Origin of the sequence: Streptomyces sp. MBT65 (assembly GCF_016612545.1) — a bacterium.
Taxonomy (GTDB): domain Bacteria; phylum Actinomycetota; class Actinomycetes; order Streptomycetales; family Streptomycetaceae; genus Streptomyces.
On the sequence record NZ_JAENRY010000031.1, the window covers coordinates 1 to 18,932 of the forward strand.

At 70.6% G+C, this 18,932-nt stretch carries 16 protein-coding genes; 13 read left to right on the forward strand and 3 right to left on the reverse strand.

From position 1 onward, the window contains the following. Window positions 1-171: 171 nt before the first annotated feature. A complete protein-coding gene (locus JHN63_RS09650) occupies window positions 172-1,362 on the forward strand; it encodes an acyl-CoA dehydrogenase family protein (protein ID WP_200678833.1) in 1,191 nt (396 codons plus the stop codon). A 62-nt stretch (window positions 1,363-1,424) separates the two neighbouring features. On the opposite strand, the gene JHN63_RS09655 is transcribed toward JHN63_RS09650, so the two are convergent. Continuing rightward, the gene (locus JHN63_RS09655) at window positions 1,425-1,865 is read right to left on the reverse strand and encodes a cell division protein SepF (RefSeq protein ID WP_019059292.1); all 441 of its coding nucleotides are present in this window, start codon (window positions 1,863-1,865) and stop codon (window positions 1,425-1,427) included. 333 nt (window positions 1,866-2,198) lie between these two features. Here JHN63_RS09655 and JHN63_RS09660 point away from each other — a divergent pair, with 333 nt between their 5' ends. From JHN63_RS09660 to JHN63_RS09715, 12 genes are all read left to right on the forward strand, one after another. Further along, a complete protein-coding gene (locus tag JHN63_RS09660) occupies window positions 2,199-3,416 on the forward strand; it encodes a DUF5685 family protein (protein WP_200678883.1) in 1,218 nt (405 codons plus the stop codon). 231 nt (window positions 3,417-3,647) lie between these two features. Next, window positions 3,648-5,912 (forward strand): nitrate- and nitrite sensing domain-containing protein, encoded by a 2,265-nt coding sequence (locus JHN63_RS09665; protein WP_200678835.1) that lies wholly within the window; start codon window positions 3,648-3,650, stop codon window positions 5,910-5,912. After that, window positions 5,909-6,337, forward strand: a complete 429-nt coding sequence (locus JHN63_RS09670) for a roadblock/LC7 domain-containing protein (RefSeq protein WP_033286269.1) — start codon at window positions 5,909-5,911, stop codon at window positions 6,335-6,337. The genes JHN63_RS09665 and JHN63_RS09670 overlap by 4 nt, the downstream gene beginning before the upstream one ends. Further along, window positions 6,334-6,690 (forward strand): DUF742 domain-containing protein, encoded by a 357-nt coding sequence (locus JHN63_RS09675; RefSeq protein ID WP_200678837.1) that lies wholly within the window; start codon window positions 6,334-6,336, stop codon window positions 6,688-6,690. Before JHN63_RS09670 ends, JHN63_RS09675 begins: the two co-directional genes overlap by 4 nt. Continuing rightward, the gene (locus JHN63_RS09680; RefSeq protein ID WP_200678839.1) at window positions 6,674-7,273 is read left to right on the forward strand and encodes an ATP/GTP-binding protein; all 600 of its coding nucleotides are present in this window, start codon (window positions 6,674-6,676) and stop codon (window positions 7,271-7,273) included. The genes JHN63_RS09675 and JHN63_RS09680 overlap by 17 nt, the downstream gene beginning before the upstream one ends. A 399-nt stretch (window positions 7,274-7,672) precedes the next feature. Continuing rightward, window positions 7,673-9,484: an FAD/NAD(P)-binding domain-containing protein gene (locus tag JHN63_RS09685; RefSeq protein WP_200678840.1), complete on the forward strand. Its 1,812-nt coding sequence runs from the start codon at window positions 7,673-7,675 to the stop codon at window positions 9,482-9,484. A gap of 111 nt (window positions 9,485-9,595) precedes the next feature. Next, window positions 9,596-10,672, forward strand: a complete 1,077-nt coding sequence (locus JHN63_RS09690) for an LLM class flavin-dependent oxidoreductase (RefSeq protein WP_200678841.1) — start codon at window positions 9,596-9,598, stop codon at window positions 10,670-10,672. Beyond that, on the forward strand, window positions 10,669-11,979 hold the full coding sequence (locus JHN63_RS09695) for an NtaA/DmoA family FMN-dependent monooxygenase (RefSeq protein WP_200678843.1): 1,311 nt from the start codon (window positions 10,669-10,671) through the stop codon (window positions 11,977-11,979). Before JHN63_RS09690 ends, JHN63_RS09695 begins: the two co-directional genes overlap by 4 nt. 46 nt (window positions 11,980-12,025) lie before the next feature. After that, complete coding sequence (locus tag JHN63_RS09700) at window positions 12,026-12,826, forward strand: DUF1684 domain-containing protein (RefSeq protein WP_200678844.1); 801 nt, start codon at window positions 12,026-12,028, stop codon at window positions 12,824-12,826. Between the two features lie 241 nt (window positions 12,827-13,067). Continuing rightward, entirely contained in the window at window positions 13,068-13,964 is an 897-nt protein-coding gene (locus tag JHN63_RS09705; protein WP_200678845.1) for a S1 family peptidase, read from the forward strand. Window positions 13,965-14,124: 160 nt separating this feature from the next. After that, window positions 14,125-15,009, forward strand: coding sequence for a slipin family protein (locus JHN63_RS09710; protein ID WP_200678885.1), 885 nt, complete (start codon window positions 14,125-14,127; stop codon window positions 15,007-15,009). A 230-nt stretch (window positions 15,010-15,239) separates the two neighbouring features. Next, window positions 15,240-16,322 carry a S1 family peptidase gene (locus JHN63_RS09715; RefSeq protein ID WP_200678846.1) on the forward strand — a complete coding sequence of 361 codons (1,083 nt, stop codon included), beginning with the start codon at window positions 15,240-15,242 and terminating at the stop codon, window positions 16,320-16,322. A gap of 73 nt (window positions 16,323-16,395) precedes the next feature. On the opposite strand, the gene JHN63_RS09720 is transcribed toward JHN63_RS09715, so the two are convergent. Together JHN63_RS09720 and JHN63_RS09725 are read right to left on the reverse strand one after the other, a co-directional pair. Then, entirely contained in the window at window positions 16,396-17,595 is a 1,200-nt protein-coding gene (locus tag JHN63_RS09720) for an AAA family ATPase (RefSeq protein WP_200678847.1), read from the reverse strand. Further along, window positions 17,592-18,674, reverse strand: coding sequence for a DUF3533 domain-containing protein (locus JHN63_RS09725; protein WP_200678848.1), 1,083 nt, complete (start codon window positions 18,672-18,674; stop codon window positions 17,592-17,594). The genes JHN63_RS09720 and JHN63_RS09725 overlap by 4 nt, the downstream gene beginning before the upstream one ends. Window positions 18,675-18,932: the final 258 nt, after the last annotated feature.

Here is an 18,932-nt window from a genome sequence, read left to right on the forward strand (position 1 = left end):
CATCCAAGAGGTGACCGTGTTCCGTGGGGGGTTGCTCGCCGTCGGCGGCCTGCGGACCGGAGACGGGTGGGAGAACGCTTGGGGGTGGTGGACGCGCTCGACCCGTCGTCGTAACGTCGACCCCGTTGTCGTAACTAGCGGTGATAGTTTTCAGTTGCCGGAGGCTGTGTCATGCCCGCGTCCCCGAAGTTGCCCCCGTTCGACCCCACCGACCCCCTCGGCATCGACGACCTGCTCGACCCCGAGGACCTGGCGATCCGGGACACCGTCCGCGCATGGGCCGCGGACAAGGTGCTGCCGTACGTCGCCGAGTGGTACGAGAAGGGGGAGTTGCCCGGAATCCGGGAACTCGCGCGGGAGTTGGGCGGGATCGGGGCGCTCGGGATGTCGCTCGAGGGGTACGGGTGCGCCGGGGCCTCCGCCGTGCAGTACGGGCTCGCCTGCCTGGAGTTGGAGGCCGCCGACTCCGGGATCCGGTCGCTGGTGTCGGTGCAGGGCTCCCTCGCCATGTACGCGATCCACCGCTTCGGCAGCGAGGAGCAGAAGCAGACGTGGCTGCCGAACATGGCCTCCGGTGACGTCATCGGCTGCTTCGGGCTGACCGAACCCGACCACGGTTCCGACCCGGGCGCGATGCGGACGTACGCGAAGCGCGACGGCGGCGACTGGGTCCTCAACGGCCGGAAGATGTGGATCACGAACGGGTCCGTGGCCGGTGTCGCCGTCGTATGGGCACAGACCGACGACGGCATCCGCGGCTTCGTCGTGCCCACCGACAGCGCCGGATTCTCCGCGCCCGAGATCAAGCACAAGTGGTCACTGCGCGCATCCGTCACCAGCGAACTCGTCCTCGACGACGTGCGGTTGCCCGCCGATGCGGTGCTGCCGGAGGTCGTCGGGCTGAAGGGGCCGCTGAGCTGTCTGTCGCACGCCCGTTACGGAATCGTGTGGGGTGCGATGGGCGCGGCGCGCGCTTCCTTCGAGTCGGCCGTCGAATACGCGAAGACGCGGGAGCAGTTCGGGCGGCCCATCGGCGGCTTCCAGCTCACCCAGGCCAAGCTCGCCGACATGGCGGTCGAACTGCACAAGGGGATTCTGCTCGCCCATCACCTGGGGCGGCGCATGGACGCCGGGCGCCTGCGTCCCGAGCAGGTCAGCTTCGGCAAGCTGAACAACGTACGGGAGGCCATCGAGATCTGCCGTACCGCACGGACGATCCTCGGTGCCAACGGGATCTCACTGGAGTACCCGGTGATGCGGCACGCGACGAACCTGGAGTCGGTGCTCACGTACGAGGGCACCGTCGAGATGCACCAGCTCGTGCTGGGCAAGGCGCTCACCGGGCTCGACGCCTTCCGGTAGACACCGGAGACCTCGGTCTCGGTTCAACCCTGCGGGAGGCAGGGCCGATGAGCGGCCCTGCCTCAGCTCTGGTTGAAGAAACCGTCCTCACGGCGCACGGCGGGGTCGCCGCTGACGATCTCCGTGTTGGCGGGGGTCAGCAGGAAGACACGGTTCGCGACCCGCTCGATGGTGCCGCGCAGGCCGAAGGTGAGGCCGGCCGCGAAGTCGACCACGCGCTTGGCGTCGGTCGCCTCCATCGCCGTGAGGTTCACGATCACCGGAACCCCTTCACGGAACAGCTCACCGATGGCGCGGGCGTCCCGGAAGCTGTCCGGGGTGACCGTGCCGATCCGTCGGCCCTTCACCTCGGCGACGTCCTCGGCCACCTTCACTCGCGGATCCGTGACCCAGGCATCCCCGGGCTGCTCGGTCCCTTCGGAGTAGTCGTCGTCGTAGTAGCGCTCGTCATCGTTGTCGTCAACGAGCCCAAGCCAGGCACTCGCCTTGCGTACCGATCCCATGGACGCCTCCTCTCACAGCGGTCTTTATTGCTATCCGCATCCCTATGGTCATCCATGATGCGGATCGCGCGCCAAGTGGATAGACGCCGCGCGGGGGGTTTGTGACGCTACTGGTGCACAGCCAATACGTCGAGGGCCCCCGTGTATCAAGGGTGTTGCTGGACAGGGCTGCTGACTGAGAGTGAAATATGATTCTTCACGGCGACCGGGTGACGGCTGGTGCGTACGGGTGAACGGGGTGGTCGACAGGACGCCGCTGCTCAACGCCCGGTCAGCTGCCATGTCGATCTCCGGATGCCCAGTCAGATGTCGTTCACGCCACGGGGGGTCGTCGTGTTCGGAATGGTCAGGCCGTGCAGTCATCGGCTGGGGGAGAACCTCAAGTCGCAGTGGATGGCGCATTTGTGCGGGCTCTGTCTCGCGCTGCGCGGCGATCACGGTCAGTTCGCGAGGGTTGTCACCAATTACGACGGTCTGCTCCTCTCGGTGTTGACGGAGGCTCAGGTCGAGCGGGCGGGCGGCTGGCGGCGTACGGCCGGGCCGTGCCCGTTGCGCGGGATGCGGACCGCGTCCGTCGCGCAGGGCGAGGGGGCACGGCTCGCGGCGGCCGTCTCGCTGGTGCTCGCCTCCGCCAAGGTGCGCGACCATGTCGCCGACGGGGACGGGCTGCTGGCCCGCAGACCGGTGGCGCTGGCCGCGCGGCGGGTTGCCGGGAGCTGGGGGCGTGCCGGGGCCCGGACCGGTTCGTCCGTCGGGTTCGACGCCGGTGTCCTTGTCGAGGCGGTGGAGCGGCAGTTCGGCATCGAGGCGCTCGCCGGGCCCGGCACCCCGATCCTGACCGTCACCGAACCGACCGAGACCGCAACCGCCGCCGCCTTCGCCCACACCGCGCTCCTGGCCGGCCGGCCAGGCAACGCCGTACCGCTCGCCGAGGCCGGCCGCCTCTTCGGCCGGCTCGCGCATCTCCTGGACGCCGTCGAGGACAGGGAAGCCGACGCCGCGTCGGGCGCCTGGAACCCGCTCACCGCGACCGGTACCCCACTCACCGAGGCCCGCCGCCTCGCCGACGACGCGCTGCACGGAATACGGCTCGCGCTGCGCGAGACCGAGTTCACCGACGGCAAGCTCGCCCATCTGTTGCTCGCGCACGAGCTGAGCCGCTCGGTGGACCGGGCCTTCGGCACCCAGTCGTGCGGGCATGGACACGGGCTCGGGGACGGGCCGGGGCTCGGGGGTGCGGCGGAGGCACAGGCCGCCTTCGGACCGCCGCAGACCCCCTACCTGCCGGGCGATCCGCGACATGACGGCAATCCCTACGGCGGCAGCCCCCACGGCGGCGAGCCCCCGCGTCCCCAGGGGCGCGGTTTCCTGGCCGGCTGCGCCGCCGCCCTCGGCCTCTGCTGCACCTGCAAGGTGTGCTGCGCCGACGAGTTCGAGGGACCGTGGTCGGGGCGGCGGCGCGAGGGATGCCGGTCGAGCTGCGACTGCTCGTGCTGCGACGCCTGCGAATGCTGCGAGTGCTGTGAATGCGCGTCGTGCTGCGACTGCTGACCGTGACGGGCAGCCACCACCGTCGTACGTGACGGACAGTCACCATCGTTGTATACGACCGCTTCGAGGGCTCTTGTCGACCTGCGAGGTCCGACGGTCCGTGTTTCGGCGCGGTAAAACAAAAACATGATCCGGTGACCGGTATGCCGTGAGGGTCGTTGGGCGGGAGCAGAACCATTTCTGCCTCGGGTTCTGCTCCCGATCAACTCGCCACCCACTTAAGGCACTTCAGTGGACGTCACAACAAAAGCGACCACCAGCATCCGCACCAGGCTGCTGAGGATTCTGATCCTCGCCCTCGCGGTCCTGCTGGCCCTGCTCGGCATCGCGGCCGCCGACCAGATCTCCGCCTATCGCAACGCCTCCGCGACCGCCGACAACGCCCGCCTGGAGATCACCCTCCAGGGACTCGTGCACGAGCTTCAGAAGGAGCGTGGGCTCACCACCGGATACGTCGGCGGCGTCCGGCAGTTCAGCGCCAAGCTGCCCACCCAGCGCAAGGCGACCGACGCCGCGCGCGAGCAGTTGGACGTGGCCCTGAAGGGGCGCGAGGACTCGGCCGCCGGTTCGGTGCGCGAGTCCCTCGGCCGGCTCGACGGCCTCGCCGGGATCCGCAAGGACGCCGACGACGGCACCGGCGTGGTGAAGGACACCTTCGACTACTTCACCACCACGATCACCGTCCTCGACCGGCTCGACCTCGGCCTCGAGGACGTCCACGACGGCAATCTGCGCGACGCCTACCAGGCGCTCCAAGTCCTCGGCAACGCCAAGGAGTTCACCGGCGAGGAGCGCGCCATCGTGCTCGGCTCGGTGCGCGCCGGGAAGTTCCGCGGCACCGACTACAGCCGGTTCATGGAGATCCGCGCGGGGCGCCTCGCCGCCCTCGACGCCTTCCCGCGGTCGGCCACCGCCGTACAGGAACGGCGCCTCAACACCGCCCTGACCACACCCGACGCCGAGCGCGCGCTGGCGTACGAGAGCAAGGCGGTGCACGGCACCGGGAAGCTGAGGTCCAGCGCGATCCCGCCCATGGCCTGGTGGGACGCGATGACCTCCACCATCAACGGGATGCGGAACGTACAGATCTCCCTCGGCACCGATGTGGAGAACAGGGCCGCCCAGTTGGAGAGTTCGGCCCAGCGCGATCTGCTGCTGTTCCTGCTGCTCGCCCTCGGCACGGTCGCCGCGCTCGCCGCGCTGGCCCTCGACTGCGTACGGTCCGTGTCCACGCCGCTCGTCGAACTCGCCCAGCAGGCACGGCAGGTGGCCGGGACCCGGCTGCCGCAGGCCGTGGCCGCCGTACAGGACGGGTCGTCCGGGCGGGCGCCCGAGCCGCCCGCGCCGTTGGTCCTCGCCGAGCGGGCCGGGTCCGAAGTGCGGGAGGTGGCCGAGGCGTTCGACCGGGTGCAGCGGTCCGCCTTCGATCTCGCCACCGAGCAGGCCGTGTTGCGGCGCAACGCCACCGACTCGCTGGTGAGCCTGGGCCGTCGCAACCAGAACCTGGTGCGCCGTCAGATCAGCTTCATCAACAAGCTGGAGCACGAGGACGCCGACCCGGCGACCCTCGCCAACCTCTTCGAACTCGACCACCTCGCCACCCGTATGCGCCGCAACGCCGAAAGCCTCCTCGTGCTCGCCGGAGAGTCCAGCCCCCGCCCCTGGTCCACCCCGCTCGCCGTCAACGACGTGCTGCGCGCCGCGCTGTCCGAGGTGGAGGAGTACCGCCGGGTCACCCTGCGCCGGATCGAGCCCGCGTTCGTCACCGGCTCCGTCGTCGTCGAGATCGCCCATCTGCTGGCCGAGTTGGTGGAGAACGCGCTGAGCTTCTCGCCGCCGGACTCCGATGTGGAGATCGAGGGACGGCGCACCAGCGCCGGCTATCTGGTCGCGATCGTCGACCACGGCTTCGGCATGGACAACCAGGCGCTCGCCGAGGCCAACGTACGGCTCTCCGGCACCGCCAGCTTCATGGCTGAACCCACCCGGTTCCTGGGCCACTTCGTGGTCGGGGCGCTCGCCCGCAAGTGCGGTATCGAGGTACGGCTGGGCGAGGCGCCGGCGGCCGGTGTGGTCGCCCGGGTGCTGATCCCCGCGGGGCTGCTGACGGAGGCCCCACAGGGCAAGGCCGCGGACAAGCCGGTGCTGCCCGCGCCGCGCAACGAGGAGGACGCCGTGGAGCCGGTGACCGTCACGGCCGGGTCGAAGCCCGTCGAGAGCAAGGCCTCCGGCGCCAAGGGCGGCACCTCCGCCTCCCGTACCCGCAACGGACTCGTCAAGCGGCCCCAGCGCAGCGCGATCTCGGAGGCCGTCACCGAGACGGACCGGCCCAGCCGCCCGGCGCCCACCGGACCGACCAACGACCGCAGCCCCGAGGAGGTCTCCGGAATGCTCTCCACCCTGCGCAGCGCCCACATGCGCGGCGGCATCAGCGTGGAGAAGGAGCGGGAGAAGGCCAAGAAGTCCGCCGGACACAGTGAGGGTGACGCCAAGTGACCACTGTCGACACCCCTCACGACTCGCAGACTTTCAACTGGCTGCTCGCCAACTTCGTCAAGAGCACCGACGGCGTACGGGACGCGGTCGCCGTCTCCTCCGACGGGCTGCTGATCGCCGTGTCGGACGGGCTCGGGCGGACCGAGGCCGACCATCTCGCCGCGATCGTCTCGGGGTTGAGCAGTCTGGCGCGCAGCGCGTCCAAGCGGTACAGCTTCGACGGGGTCAAGCTGATCATGATCGAGATGGGCCGGGGTTTCCTGCTCGTCTCGGCGATCAGGGACGGCAGCTGTCTCGGTGTCCTCGCCGACAGCAGCGGTGAACTGGGCCTCGTCGGCTACGAGATGGCGGTGCTCGCGGAGCGGGCGGGTGATCTGCTCACCCCGACGCTCATCGCCGATCTGCGGCAGGCGTTGCCACGGTGAACGGTGAACAGCCCAGGGACGTAGAACCTGACGAGGACGCGACGTTCGTCCGGCCGTTCATCATCACCGGCGGCCGGTCCGAGCCTCTCCAGGCCGATCTGCGGCTGGAGACGCTGGTCGTCGCCGTCGGCGTGCCGGATCCGTCGCTCACCTTCGAGCGGCGCCACATCGTCGCGGTGTGCGAACAGCCGACGACCGTCGCCGAGGTGGCGCACCGCGTCGGCGTACCCCTCGGAGTGGCCAAGGTGCTGATCTCCGACCTCGTCGTCGCCGGGCAACTCGCCTGCCGGCAACCCGCGGAGCTACCGCTCCCGCTGCTCGAAAGGATCAGGGACCATGTCCGGGCGCTCTGACAAGATCGTGCCGCTGGCCGTGAAGATCGTGGTCAGCGGCGGCCTCGGGGTCGGCAAGACCACGTTCATCGGGGCCATTTCGGAGATCGAACCCCTCGACACCGAGGCGGCGATCACCCAAGTCTCCGTGGGCGTCGACTCGTTGGTGGGGGTCGAGGCGAAGACCACCACGACCGTCGCCCTCGACTTCGGGCGGATCACGCTCGACCCGACGATCGCGCTGTATCTGTTCGGGACGCCCGGGCAGGACCGGTTCTCCTTCCTCTGGGACGACCTGGTGGAGGGTGCGCTCGGCACGGTGGTCCTCGTGGACACCCGGCGGATCGAGGAGTGCTTCCCGGCGGTCGACTACTTCGAGTCGCAGGGCGCGCCGTTCGTCCTCGCGGTGAACCGTTTCGACGGCGCCGAGCGCTTCGACGTGGACGAGGTCCGGGAGGCGCTCGGGCTGGGCGCGGACGTGCCCGTGCTGGAGTGCGACGCACGGAACCGGGACTCCGTACGGGATGTGCTGGGGGCGCTGATGGACCGGGTGATCGGGGTCCGGGCGACACCACGTCGGCGTGCGGCGGCGCTGACGCGGTAGGCGTGGTGGAGGAAGTGCTGACGGAACCCGAGGGGAGGGGTGTGTGAAGGCGGAACGGGTGGAGAGGGAGAACACGTGAGGCGCACGGTCAGCGGGAGACGCGGGCGACCGGGACGCGCAGTGGGTCAGCTCAACAGGAAGAGGACCACACTCGACCGAGGTCGATGTGGGAGCGCTTGACCAGCCACTGCTGCGGATGCATGGGGTAAGTGGAACAGGCATCCGGTGGGGCGTCAACCGAGATGAGACGTACTGCTCACAGTGTGGACTTCCTTGACAGCGACGGGAAACGGCGCCGTACAGTTGGTGGACGGTCCTGCTGAGGGGCTCGGCCGTACGGCGCCCAGGCGCCCTGTGTGAAGGCATTCGCCCGTGTTGCTCACGTCACGGAGTCTTCGCATGTCTGCCGACCTTCCCACCCCCGTATCCGCCGCCCCGAGCACCAGGCGCTCACTCGTGATCGTCGGAGCCGGGCCGCGAGGGACCGGTCTCATCGAGCGCATCGCCGCCAACGCTCCCGAGCTGTACGCGGACGCCGAGGGCACCGAGGGTCTCGACATCCACCTCGTCGACCCCCATCCACCCGGCGCCGGACGCATCTGGCGCGCGGCCCAGTCGCCGCTGCTGTGGATGAACTCGCACGCCGAGGACGTCACCATGTTCACCGACGAGACGGTGGTCATGGACGGTCCGGTACGCCCCGGCCCCACGCTGCACGAATGGGCGGCCGTCGAGGGCTCCACCTTCGCCGACCGCCAGCTCCAGGGCGCCTATCTGCGCTGGGTGCACGAGGAGGCCGTGGCCGCCCTGCCGCCGGGCATCACCGTCCACCACCACCCGCGGCGCGCCCTCAGGATCAGCGGCCCGCGCGAGGGCCGCCAGCAGGTGTGGCTGGAGGGCCGCCCGCGCCCGCTCCCCGCCGACCTCGTCGTCCTCGCGCTCGGTCACCTCGACGCCGAACTCGACCAGGACCAGCGCGAGTTGGCGGCCTACGCCCGCGCCCACGACCTCATCCACCTGCCGCCCGACTTCACCGCCGACAGCGACCTGTCCGCCCTCGCGCCCGGCGAACCCGTCCTCGTCCGCGGCTTCGGCCTCGCCTTCGTCGACCTGATGGTGCTGCTCACGGAGGGGCGGGGCGGGCGCTACGACGGCGACACCTACGTCCCCTCGGGGCAGGAGCCGGTGCTGTACGTCGGATCGCGGCGCGGAGTGCCGTACCACTCGAAGATCGGCTACGAGTGGAGCGGTGAACGGCCGCCGCTGCCACGGTTCTTCGGGCCCGCCGAGGTCGACGCGGTGCTCGCGCTGCCGGGGGGCTTCGACTTCCGGCGGGACGTATGGCCGCTGATCGAGAAGGAGTTGGGGTTCGCGCACTACCACCGGCTGTTCGGTGTGCACCCCGAGCGGACGAGCATCGCCTGGACCGTCTTCGAGGAGAAGTACGCGACCGCGGAGCCGGCGGAGCGCGCGGCCCTCGTGGCGTCCGCGGTGCCCGACCCCGCCGACCGGCTCGACCTCGCGGCACTCGACCACCCGCTGGACGGCGTGCGGTACGCCTCGCACGAGGAGTTCCAGAAGGGCCTGCGGGCGTATGTGGAAGGGGACTTGAGCCGCCGTCACGATCCGTCCGACAGCCCGGACCTGGCGGTCTTCCTCGGACTGCTCTCCGTCTACGGGCAGTTGATCCGGCTCGGTGACGTCGGGCCCTGGTGGCACGGCTTCTTCAGCTATCTCGCCTCCGGACCGCCCGGACCCCGGCTGCGCCAACTCCTCGCGCTCTCCCGGGCCGGCGTCGTGCGGTTCGTCGGCGCGGACATGGCCGTAGCGGCGGAGGACGGGGTGTTCCGGGCGTCGAGCGCGACCGTGCCGGGGGTGACGATCGAGGCGCGGGCGCTGGTCGAGGCGCGGCTGCCCGAGCCCACGGTCGGGCGGTCGATCGACCCGCTGCTGCGTGAACTGCACACCGACGGGGCCGTGGTGGAGACTCCGGAGGGACTGCTGCGGGTGGACCGCACCGACGGGCGGATCCTCGACCGGGACGGACAGCCGCACCCCCGGCGGTTCGCGCTCGGGCCCTACACCGACGTACGGACGCCCGGCGCGTTCACCCGGCCGCGCACCGGCGGGCCGGCCTTCCGGCAGAACGACGCCACCGCGCGGGCCCTGCTGACGTTCCTGCGCGACCTCGCGTGTCCGGTTTCCGCGTAACGCCCGAACCGGTCGGTGAAGTCCCGGGCCTCATCAAGGACTTGGCCTCTCCGAGGGGCACGGCCTTGGCCCTCTCCGCGGTGCTCCGAACGACAGGAAGGCTTTCCTCCCATGACCTCCTCGCACGGCCGGGGCCTGCATCTGGCCGCCGCCGTCGACCAGCGGTCGGCCTACGACGCCGACTCCTACGTCGAGTTGGCGCGGCTCGCCGAGAGCGGCGGCCTCGACTTCGTGACGCTCGACGACACCTTCGCGCGCCCCGGACCCGACGCGCTCGCCGTCCTGTCCCGCGTCGCCCCGGTCACCCACCGCGTCGGCCTGGTGCCCACCGTGACCGTCACCCACACCGAGCCCTTCCATGTGCAGGCCGCGGTCGCGACCCTCGACTGGGTCAGCCGGGGCCGGGCCGGCTGGCGGATCGACGTGTCGACCAGCGAGGGCGAGGCCCGGCTCTTCGGCCGCCGGCACGCCGCGCCCGCCGACGCGCTGTGGCAGGAAGCGGGCGAAGTCGCCGAAGCCGCGGCCCAGTTGTGGGACAGCTGGGAGGACGACGCCGAGATCCGGTCCACCGCCACCGGCCGCTTCGTCGACCGCGACAAGCTGCACCACGTCGACTTCCAGGGCTCCGGGTTCTCCGTCAAGGGCCCCTCGATCGTGCCCAGACCCCCACAGGGCCACCCGGTCCGCGTGGTCGACGCCACCGAGGGCCAGGCCCGTCGGACGGCCGCCCGGTACGCCGATGTGGCCCTCGTCCGCGCCGCGAGTTCCGCGCAGGCCGGCGCCGTACGGGCCGAACTGCGGGCGGCCGCCGAGAAGTTCGGCCGCGACCCCGACAGCCTGCGGGTCCTGGTGAGCCTCGTCGTCGACCTCGGCGACGGCGAGCACGCGGCCGAGCCGGGCCACGGCGGGGGCGGCCCCCGGCAGACCGCGCACGGCCCGCTGTACCGGGGCGGCCCGGTCGACCTCGCCGAACTGATCGCCGGCTGGCACGGCGACCGTACCGTCGACGGCTTCCACCTCACGCCCGTCGAACCCCGCCGCGACCTGGAACGGCTCGTCAACGGCACGGTCGCGCTGCTCCAACACCGGGGCCTGTTCCGCACGTTCTACCCGGGCAGCACGCTCAGAGAGCATCTGGGCCTGGCCCGGCCCGTCAACCGGTACGCGGTGACCGGGGGAGCGTCATGACCGTACGAAGGCCTGCCCGCAAGCAGATCCATCTGGCCGCGCACTTCCCCGGCGTCAACAGCACCACCGTGTGGGCCGATCCGCGGTCGAGGTCCCAGATCGCCTTCTCCTCCTTCGAGCATCTCGCGCGCACCGCCGAACGCGGGCTCTTCGACTTCTTCTTTCTCGCCGAGGGGCTGCGGCTGCGCGAACACAAGGGCCGTATCCACGACTTGGACGTGGTGGGCCGGCCGGAGTCCCTCACGGTCCTGAACGCGCTCGCCGCCGTCACCGAGCGGATCGGTCTGGCCGCCACGGTCAACGCGACCTTCAACGAACCGTACGAACTCGCCCGCAGACTCGCCACGTTGGACCACCTCAGCGGCGGCCGGGCGGCCTGGAACGTGGTGACCTCCTCGGACGCCTTCACCGGCGAGAACTTCCGCCGCGGCGGCTACCTCGACCGAGCGGACCGGTACACCCGGGCCGCCGAATTCGTAGCCGTAGCAAGGGAGTTGTGGGACTCCTGGACTCCCGACGGACTCTCCCGCCCCTTCGCCCACCGGGGCCAACACTTCGACATCGCGGGCGAGTTCACCGTGCCGCGCGCACCGCAGGGGCACCCGGTCGTCATCCAGGCCGGGGACTCGGGGGAGGGGAGGGAGTTCGCAGCCCGGGCTGCCGACGTGATCTTCACGCGGCACGGCACGCTGGAGGACGGTCGCGCCTTCTACGCCGACGTGAAGGGCCGCCTCGCCAAGTACGGCCGGAGCGCCGACGACCTCAAGATCATGCCCGGGGTCACCGTCGTCCTCGGCGACACGGCGGCCGAGGCGCAGGAGCGGGCCGCCGAGATCCGGCGGCAGCAGGTCTCCCCGCAGAACGCGATCCTCGCCCTGGAGCAGATCTGGGGCACGGACCTCTCCTCCTACGACCCCGACGGCCCGTTCCCCGACGAGGACCCGGTGCCGGACGCGTCGCTCACCCAGGGGCGCAACCGGCACGGCGATCCTGTCGCGACGGCCGAGAAGTGGCGGGCCCTGTCCCGGGAGAAGGGGCTGTCCATCCGGCAGACCGTGATCGAGGCGAGCGGCCGGCAGTCCTTCATCGGCACCCCGGAGGCGGTCGCCGCCGAACTGGAGACGTTCGTACGACAGGACGCGGCCGACGGCTTCATCCTGGTACCGCATCTCACCCCGGGCGGCCTCGACGAGTTCGTGGACCGGGTGGTGCCGCTGCTCCAGGAACGGGGCGCGTTCCGCACGGAATACCGGGGCACGACCCTGCGCTCACATCTCGGGCTCCCCGACCCGGCACGGCAGGGGTGACCGCACGACGACAGGACCGAGCGCACGACGACGGAGAGCTGACGGCATGACCTCGGACGCGGCCGGCGCATGGAAGCAGTGGCACGAGCACCGCACGGAGACCGTGTCGGCCCCCTACGGACCCCTCGCCCTGACCGGCACGCACTGGCTGGAGGACCGTCCGGACGGTCGACTCCCGGGTATTCCCGGCACTTGGGTCCTCGACGGTGACGCCGTCGTCCTCACCGCGCCGACCGACGGGCGCAACGGACTGACCGTCGACGGGAAACCCTTCACCGGCGAGATCCGCCTCGGCGTGGACACCGGCCCGGTGAGCGCGGCCCGCGTCGGCCTCGGCGAGCGCCGGCTGGCCGTCCTGATCCGCGAGGGCGCCTGGTGCGTGCGCGACTACGACCCCGACTCGGCGGCGCACCGCGCGTTCCGGGGCGTCGAGACCACGCCGTACGATCCGCGCTTCTCGGTGCCGGGGCGCTTCACGCCGTACGAGATGTGGCGCGTCGTGCGCGTCGGTACGGCGGACGGGGTCGAGCGCGGGCTCGGGCTGTCGGGTGAACTCGCCTTCCAGGTCGACGGGTCGGACCTGACGCTCCAGGTGGCGGTGCAGGACGACGGCAGGTTGTGGGCGGTGTTCGCCGACTCCACGAGCGGGGACAGCAGTTACCGGTTCCGGTTCCTGTATCCGGCCGCGCCCGATGCCGAGGGGCGCACAACGGTGGACTTCAACCGGGCGGTGCTCCCGCTGTGCGCGTTCGCCGAACATTTCATCTGCCCTTTCCCGCCGCCCGGGAATACGCTGGGCCTCGCGATCGAGGCGGGGGAGCGGACCCTTCGGCAGGTGGGCCGGTGACCTGCGGTGGACCGGGTTGTGGACCACTGCTCAGGGGTGATCAACTCGCGTAGATCGTGGGCAAGTTGAAGGCCGCACGGCCGAAAGGCGCCCTTGCGCCCGGCGACCGGGCGGCCGAATACTCCCCCACAGCGCTTGTCAGGAACACGACGTGTTCGCAAACCGGACGGCCGACCCTGACTGCGCCTCACGGGCCCCGACCCCACGCGGGCCCCCGAATTCCCCTAGGAGGGAACGAAACGTGAGGATCAAGCGCACCACCCCGCGCAGCGGAATCGCGAGACGGACCAGGCTGATCGCCGTGGCCACCGGATTCGCCGCCGCTGCCGCGTTCGCCGTCCCCACCGCGAACGCCAGCACCGCACAGACGTTCAGCGCGACCCAGCTCTCCGCGGCCAACTCGTCCGTGCTCAAGGCCGATGTCCCAGGCACCGCCTGGGCGGTCGACAGCAAGACGAACCGTGTCGTCGTCACCGTCGACAGCACGGTCTCCCAGGCCGAGATCGCGAAGATCAAGGCGCAGGCGGGCAGCGCCGCAGGCGCGCTCACCATCAAGCACACGGCCGGTCAGTTCAAGAGGCTGATCACCGGTGGCGACGCCATCTACGGCGGTGGCTACCGCTGCTCACTGGGCTTCAACGTGCACAGCGGGAGCACGTACTACTTCCTGACCGCCGGCCACTGCGGTGAGGTCGCCTCCACCTGGTACTCCAACTCCGGTCAGAGCACGGTGCTGGGCACCAACGTCAGCTACAGCTTCCCGACCAACGACTTCGCGCTGGTGCGCTACACGGGCTCGGCCACGCACCCGAGCACGGTCGGCACCCAGACGATCAGCAGCGCGGCGACGCCCTCCGTGGGCACCACCGTCTACCGGCGCGGCTCCACCACCGGCACGCACAGCGGCCGGGTCACCGCGCTGAACGCCACCGTCAACTACGGCAGCGGCGACGTGGTGTACCAGATGATCCAGACCACCGTCTGCGCCGAGGGCGGCGACAGCGGCGGTCCCCTGTACTCCGGCACCGTGGCCTACGGTCTGACCTCGGGCGGCAGTGGCAACTGCACCTCCGGCGGTACGACCTTCTTCCAGCCGGTCACCGAGGCGCTGAGCTACTACGGCGTGAGCGTCGGCTGACGCCCGCCTGAATCCCTTCCGCTCCGGACTGCAGCCGGCGGCGGGTGAGCCCCCGCACGCAACTGGCGTGCGGGGGCTCGCTCTTGTGTGCGGGGCGGGGTTACCGTCGTCGTATCGGAGAAGGCACCTGATGCGCCACGTCGGACCCTGGGGGGCCGTGATGGTCGAGGAGCTGGTGACGGCGGGAGTGACCCTCGCGTCCGTCGGAGTGGTGTACACGATGGCGGCGGCGCGGGTCGTCAAACAGTACGAGCGGGGTGTGGTCTTCCGGCTCGGCAGACTCCGGTCGGACGTGCGTGGACCCGGGTTCACGATGGTCGTGCCGTTCGTGGACAAGCTCCGCAAGATCAATATGCAGATCGTCACGATGCCCGTGCCCGCGCAGGAGGGCATCACGCGCGACAACGTGACGGTCCGGGTGGACGCGGTCGTCTATTTCAAGGTCGTCGACGCGGCCGACGCGTTGGTGAAGGTCGAGGACTATCGCTTCGCCGTCTCGCAGATGGCGCAGACCTCGCTGCGGTCGATCATCGGCAAGAGCGACCTCGACGATCTGCTCTCCAACCGTGAAAAGCTCAACCAGGGGCTGGAGTTGATGATCGACAGCCCCTCCATCGGGTGGGGCGTGCAGATCGACCGGGTCGAGATCAAGGACGTCTCCCTGCCCGAGACGATGAAGCGCTCGATGGCCCGCCAGGCCGAGGCCGACCGCGAACGCCGGGCCCGGATCATCAACGCCGACGCCGAGTTGCAGGCCTCCAAGAAACTCGCCGAGGCCGCCGAGCAGATGTCGGAACAGCCCGCGGCACTCCAACTCCGGCTGCTGCAAACGGTGGTGGCGGTCGCGGCCGAGAAGAACTCGACACTCGTGCTCCCCTTCCCCGTCGAGCTGCTGCGCTTCCTGGAGCGCGCGGCCCCGGCCGCGCCCGCGGCGCCCGTGACACCCGTTGCCCCCGTGGCGCCGCAACCGGTGCAGGAGCAACTCCCGCCCGCCGAGCCCCACTCGGGTCCGGAGTCCGAGGGGTCGAATTCAGGACAGGGCTAGACCTCACTGGCTGATGGACGGTGCTCGCACGCGGTGTTTGCAGTGCGAACGGCCTGGGGTGACAGTGAACATTCAAAGCGATGAGGGCGTGCGGCCCGGCCCCGCGCGCGACCTGAAGTCGACCTTGTGCGCCCCCTGTGAGCTTGGGAAGAGTGGGTGCCCGTCAACCTACCTTTCGGCCCGCCGGGCCCTCTGACCTGCCGGGCCGACCCCCCACAGGAGGACACGAGTTGAAGCACCGACGGATATTCCGGCGACGGGCGGTCGTGGCGGGCGCGGGCGCAGCCGCACTGGTCGTCGCGGGAGTCACCTTGCAGAGTGCGAACGCCAGCGAGACCACGCGGGCGGCCGCACCTCACACCCTCTCGGCCCTGGCGGCCGGAAAGCTCGCCTCGACACTCGGCGAGGACCTCGGCACCGACGCGGCCGGCACGTTCTACGACGCGAAGACCAGGAGCCTCGTGGTCAACGTGCTCGACAAGGCCGCCGCCGACACCGTGCGTTCGGCCGGCGCCCGGGCGAGAATCGTCGAGAACTCCCTCGCCGAGCTGACGAGCGCCCGGACGACCCTCAAGCAGGACGCGACCATCCCCGGCACCTCCTGGGCGACCGACCCCACCACCAACAAGGTCGTCGTCACCGCCGACCGCACGGTCTCCGACGCCGAGTGGACCAAGCTCACCCAGGTCGTCGCCGGACTCGGCGGCACGGCCGAACTCCAGCGCACCAAGGGAGAGTTCACACCCTTCATCGCGGGCGGCGACGCCATCACCGGCTCGGGCGGCCGCTGTTCGCTCGGCTTCAACGTGGTCAAGGGCGGCGCGCCCTACTTCATCACCGCCGGACACTGCACCGAGGCCATCTCCACCTGGACCGACTCCAGTGGCAACCGGATCGGCACGAACGAGCAGTCCAGCTTCCCGGACAACGACTTCGGGCTGGTCAAGTACACCTCGGACGTCGCCCACCCGAGCGCGGTCGACCTCTACAACGGCTCCTCGCAGGCCATCACCCACGCCGCCGACGCCACCGTCGGCGAGAAGGTGACCCGCAGCGGCTCGACGACCCAGGTGCACACCGGGACGGTCACCGGCCTGGACGCCACCGTGAACTACGGCAACGGCGACATCGTCAACGGCCTCATCCAGACCGACGTCTGCGCCGAGCCCGGCGACAGCGGCGGCTCCCTCTTCGACGGCGACGCGGCGATCGGCCTGACCTCCGGCGGCAGCGGCGACTGCACCTCGGGCGGCGAGACCTTCTTCCAACCGGTCACCGAGGCGCTGTCGACGTTCGGGGCGCGGATCGGCTGACCTGCCCACAGGGTGGTGCGAAGTCCCGCTCCCGCGCGCGAGGGAGCGGGACTTTCGTGTCCGTACGGCCGGCTCAGCGCGTCGGCCAGTACCACAGCGGTTCGTCGAGCGGGCCCTCGCGCCCCGCCACCGTCGTCTGCCCGAACTCCTTCACCAGCTCTGTGGAGTTGACGTCGAGACGGTGTCGTATCGCGCCCTTCCGGAGGGCGTCCGCGAGGGGTCTGGCGTGGGTGACCACGATGATCTGGGTGTTCTTGGTCGCGGTGAGGATCAGCTCGGCGAGCGGGGGGATCAGGTCCGGGTGGAGGCTCGTCTCCGGCTCGTTCAACACCAGCAGCGACGGTGGCCGGGGGGTCAGCAGCGCCGCCGCCCACAGGAGATAGCGCAGCGTGCCGTCCGACAGCTCGGCGGCGGTGAGCGGACGCAGCAACCCGTGCTGGCGCAGGCCGAGTCGGAAGCGTCCGCCGAGGTCGGCGATGTGGACCCGGCTGCCGGGGAAGGCCGCGTCCACGGCCGTGTCCAGTGCCTCGGCGTCACCCACCTCGCGGATCGTCTGCAGGGCGGCGGCCAGATCGGAGCCGTCACCGCTGAGCACGGGCGTCCGGGTGCCGATCCGGTCCGCGCGGGCCGGCGCGTCCGCGTCGGTGCGGACATGGTCGTAGAACCGCCAGGACCTGATGAACTCCCGTACCGCCAGGACGTCGGGTGCGTGCTGGGGGTCGGCCAGTTCGCCGAGCATGCTGTCGTACGGGCGCAGGGTGCCGTGGGCCCGGGACCAGCCGCCGCTCGCGCCGCGCAGCTTGACGGCGGCTCCCGCGCGGTCGGAGAGGACCGAGGCAGGGCGCAGGACGGGGCCGCTCCAGATGGACTCGCGTTTGATCTCCGGGTCGAGGTTGAACATCGACGGCACGTCGCTCGTCCCCGGGGTCGGGCTGGGGTGCCCGAAGTCGACCGCGTACCCGAACTCGTCGCCCGCGAAGCCCAGTTGCAGACTGACCGGGCCCGAGCGGACCGTGCCCTGCACGGGATGCAGCCCTTCGCGCACCGCACGGCTGATCTTCTCCGGTCCCGCCCACAGCACCGACGGCAGCCCGCCCTCCCGCGCGAGCGCGGCGACGGCGCCGCCGCGCGCGGACTCGGCGAGCAGGCGCAGCGCGCGGTAGAGGCTCGACTTGCCCGTGCCGTTCGCCCCCGTGATCACGTTCAACGTGGTCAGCGGGACGATCAGGCGGCGCAGGGAGCGGTAGTTCTCGACGGCGAGGGTGCTGATCATTCGTCCAGGGTTGCAGACGGGTCTGACAACGCGGGTCGGCCCAGCAGCCGCTCGTGCTTGTGCCGCAGTGTCGCCGCCAGCAGGGTGACCACGATCCCGGCGAGTGCCCACGCGGAGAGGACCAGCAGCGGGCCGGTCACGGCGTTGCCCTGGAAGTAGGCGATCGAGCGGGCCACCCAGGTCCCGGCGCCCGGTGGCAGCGCGGGCCCGATCGCGTTCCAGAACGGCGGCAGCAGCGGCAGCGGGAAGGCGCCGCCCGCGCTCGGGTTGCCCGCGATCACCACCAGCAGGATCGCAAGACCGATGCCCACCACCCCGAAGACACCCTGCAACCCGAGGGTCGCCGCCCCCACGGCGAACGTGATCAGCGCGCCGAGCCCCCAGAACGCCATCACGCTCCCCGGCAGCGCGCCCAGGACCGGCCCGACGATCACCGCGCCGCCGAGACCGCCGGCGATCGCGACCAGCGCCATCACGATCAGCCGGATCACCGCGCGGCGCGGGTTGGCGGGCCGGGCGCCGGTGCTGATCGCCAGGATCGAGGCGCACAGATAACCGCCGACGCACCAGCCGACGACCAGGTAGAAGGACGACAGCCCGTCGAAGTCCTGGGCGGAGGCCGGGGCCACGTCCACCGTCCGGACCGTGCGCTGCTCGGTCCGCTCCAGGGTCGTGGTGATGGTCTCCAGGGTGGTGGCGAGGACCGTGCCACCGCCGGTGGCGACCAGGAGCGTGTCCTTGATGCCGCGCGTGTCGATGACGAGAGCCCCGTCGATGTCCCGGTCCAGGATCTGCTTCCGCGCGGTCGCCGCGTCGGACACCGCGCGCGGGTCGAGCGGCGAGCCGGGCAACCGCTTCAGCCGGGCCACCGTCTGCTCGGCCGTGACCTGAGGGGCGACGACCCCGAAAGCGACGTCCCTGGGCTTCGGATTGTGGAGCGCGCCTACGTAGGAGGCGATGAAGAGCAGCTGAAGAGCGACCACACCGATGACGAGCAGGGTGGCCCGCAGGCTGACCGCGTCCTTCACCTCCCCGAAGAAGGACGTACGGGACGTACCGGCACCCGGGGTCTCTGTCATGTCCCCACGGTCTCGGCGGCCGGGTGTTCACGCAGGCGGAAAGGGGCCGAACGGATGTCGTACGCGTGTTCGAGAAAGGCGTTCGGAAGAGATTTTTTCCCAACTGCCCGACCTGGGCTGGGAGCTGACGGAGTGGTGTCTGTTTCGGACATCGCGCACCTCCCCAAGGAATCGCTGATGTGTTCGAATGTGGTCGCCGACCGGGACTGATGTGGGTCGCTGACCGGGGCTGATGGGGTTAGGGTAATCGAACGGGCG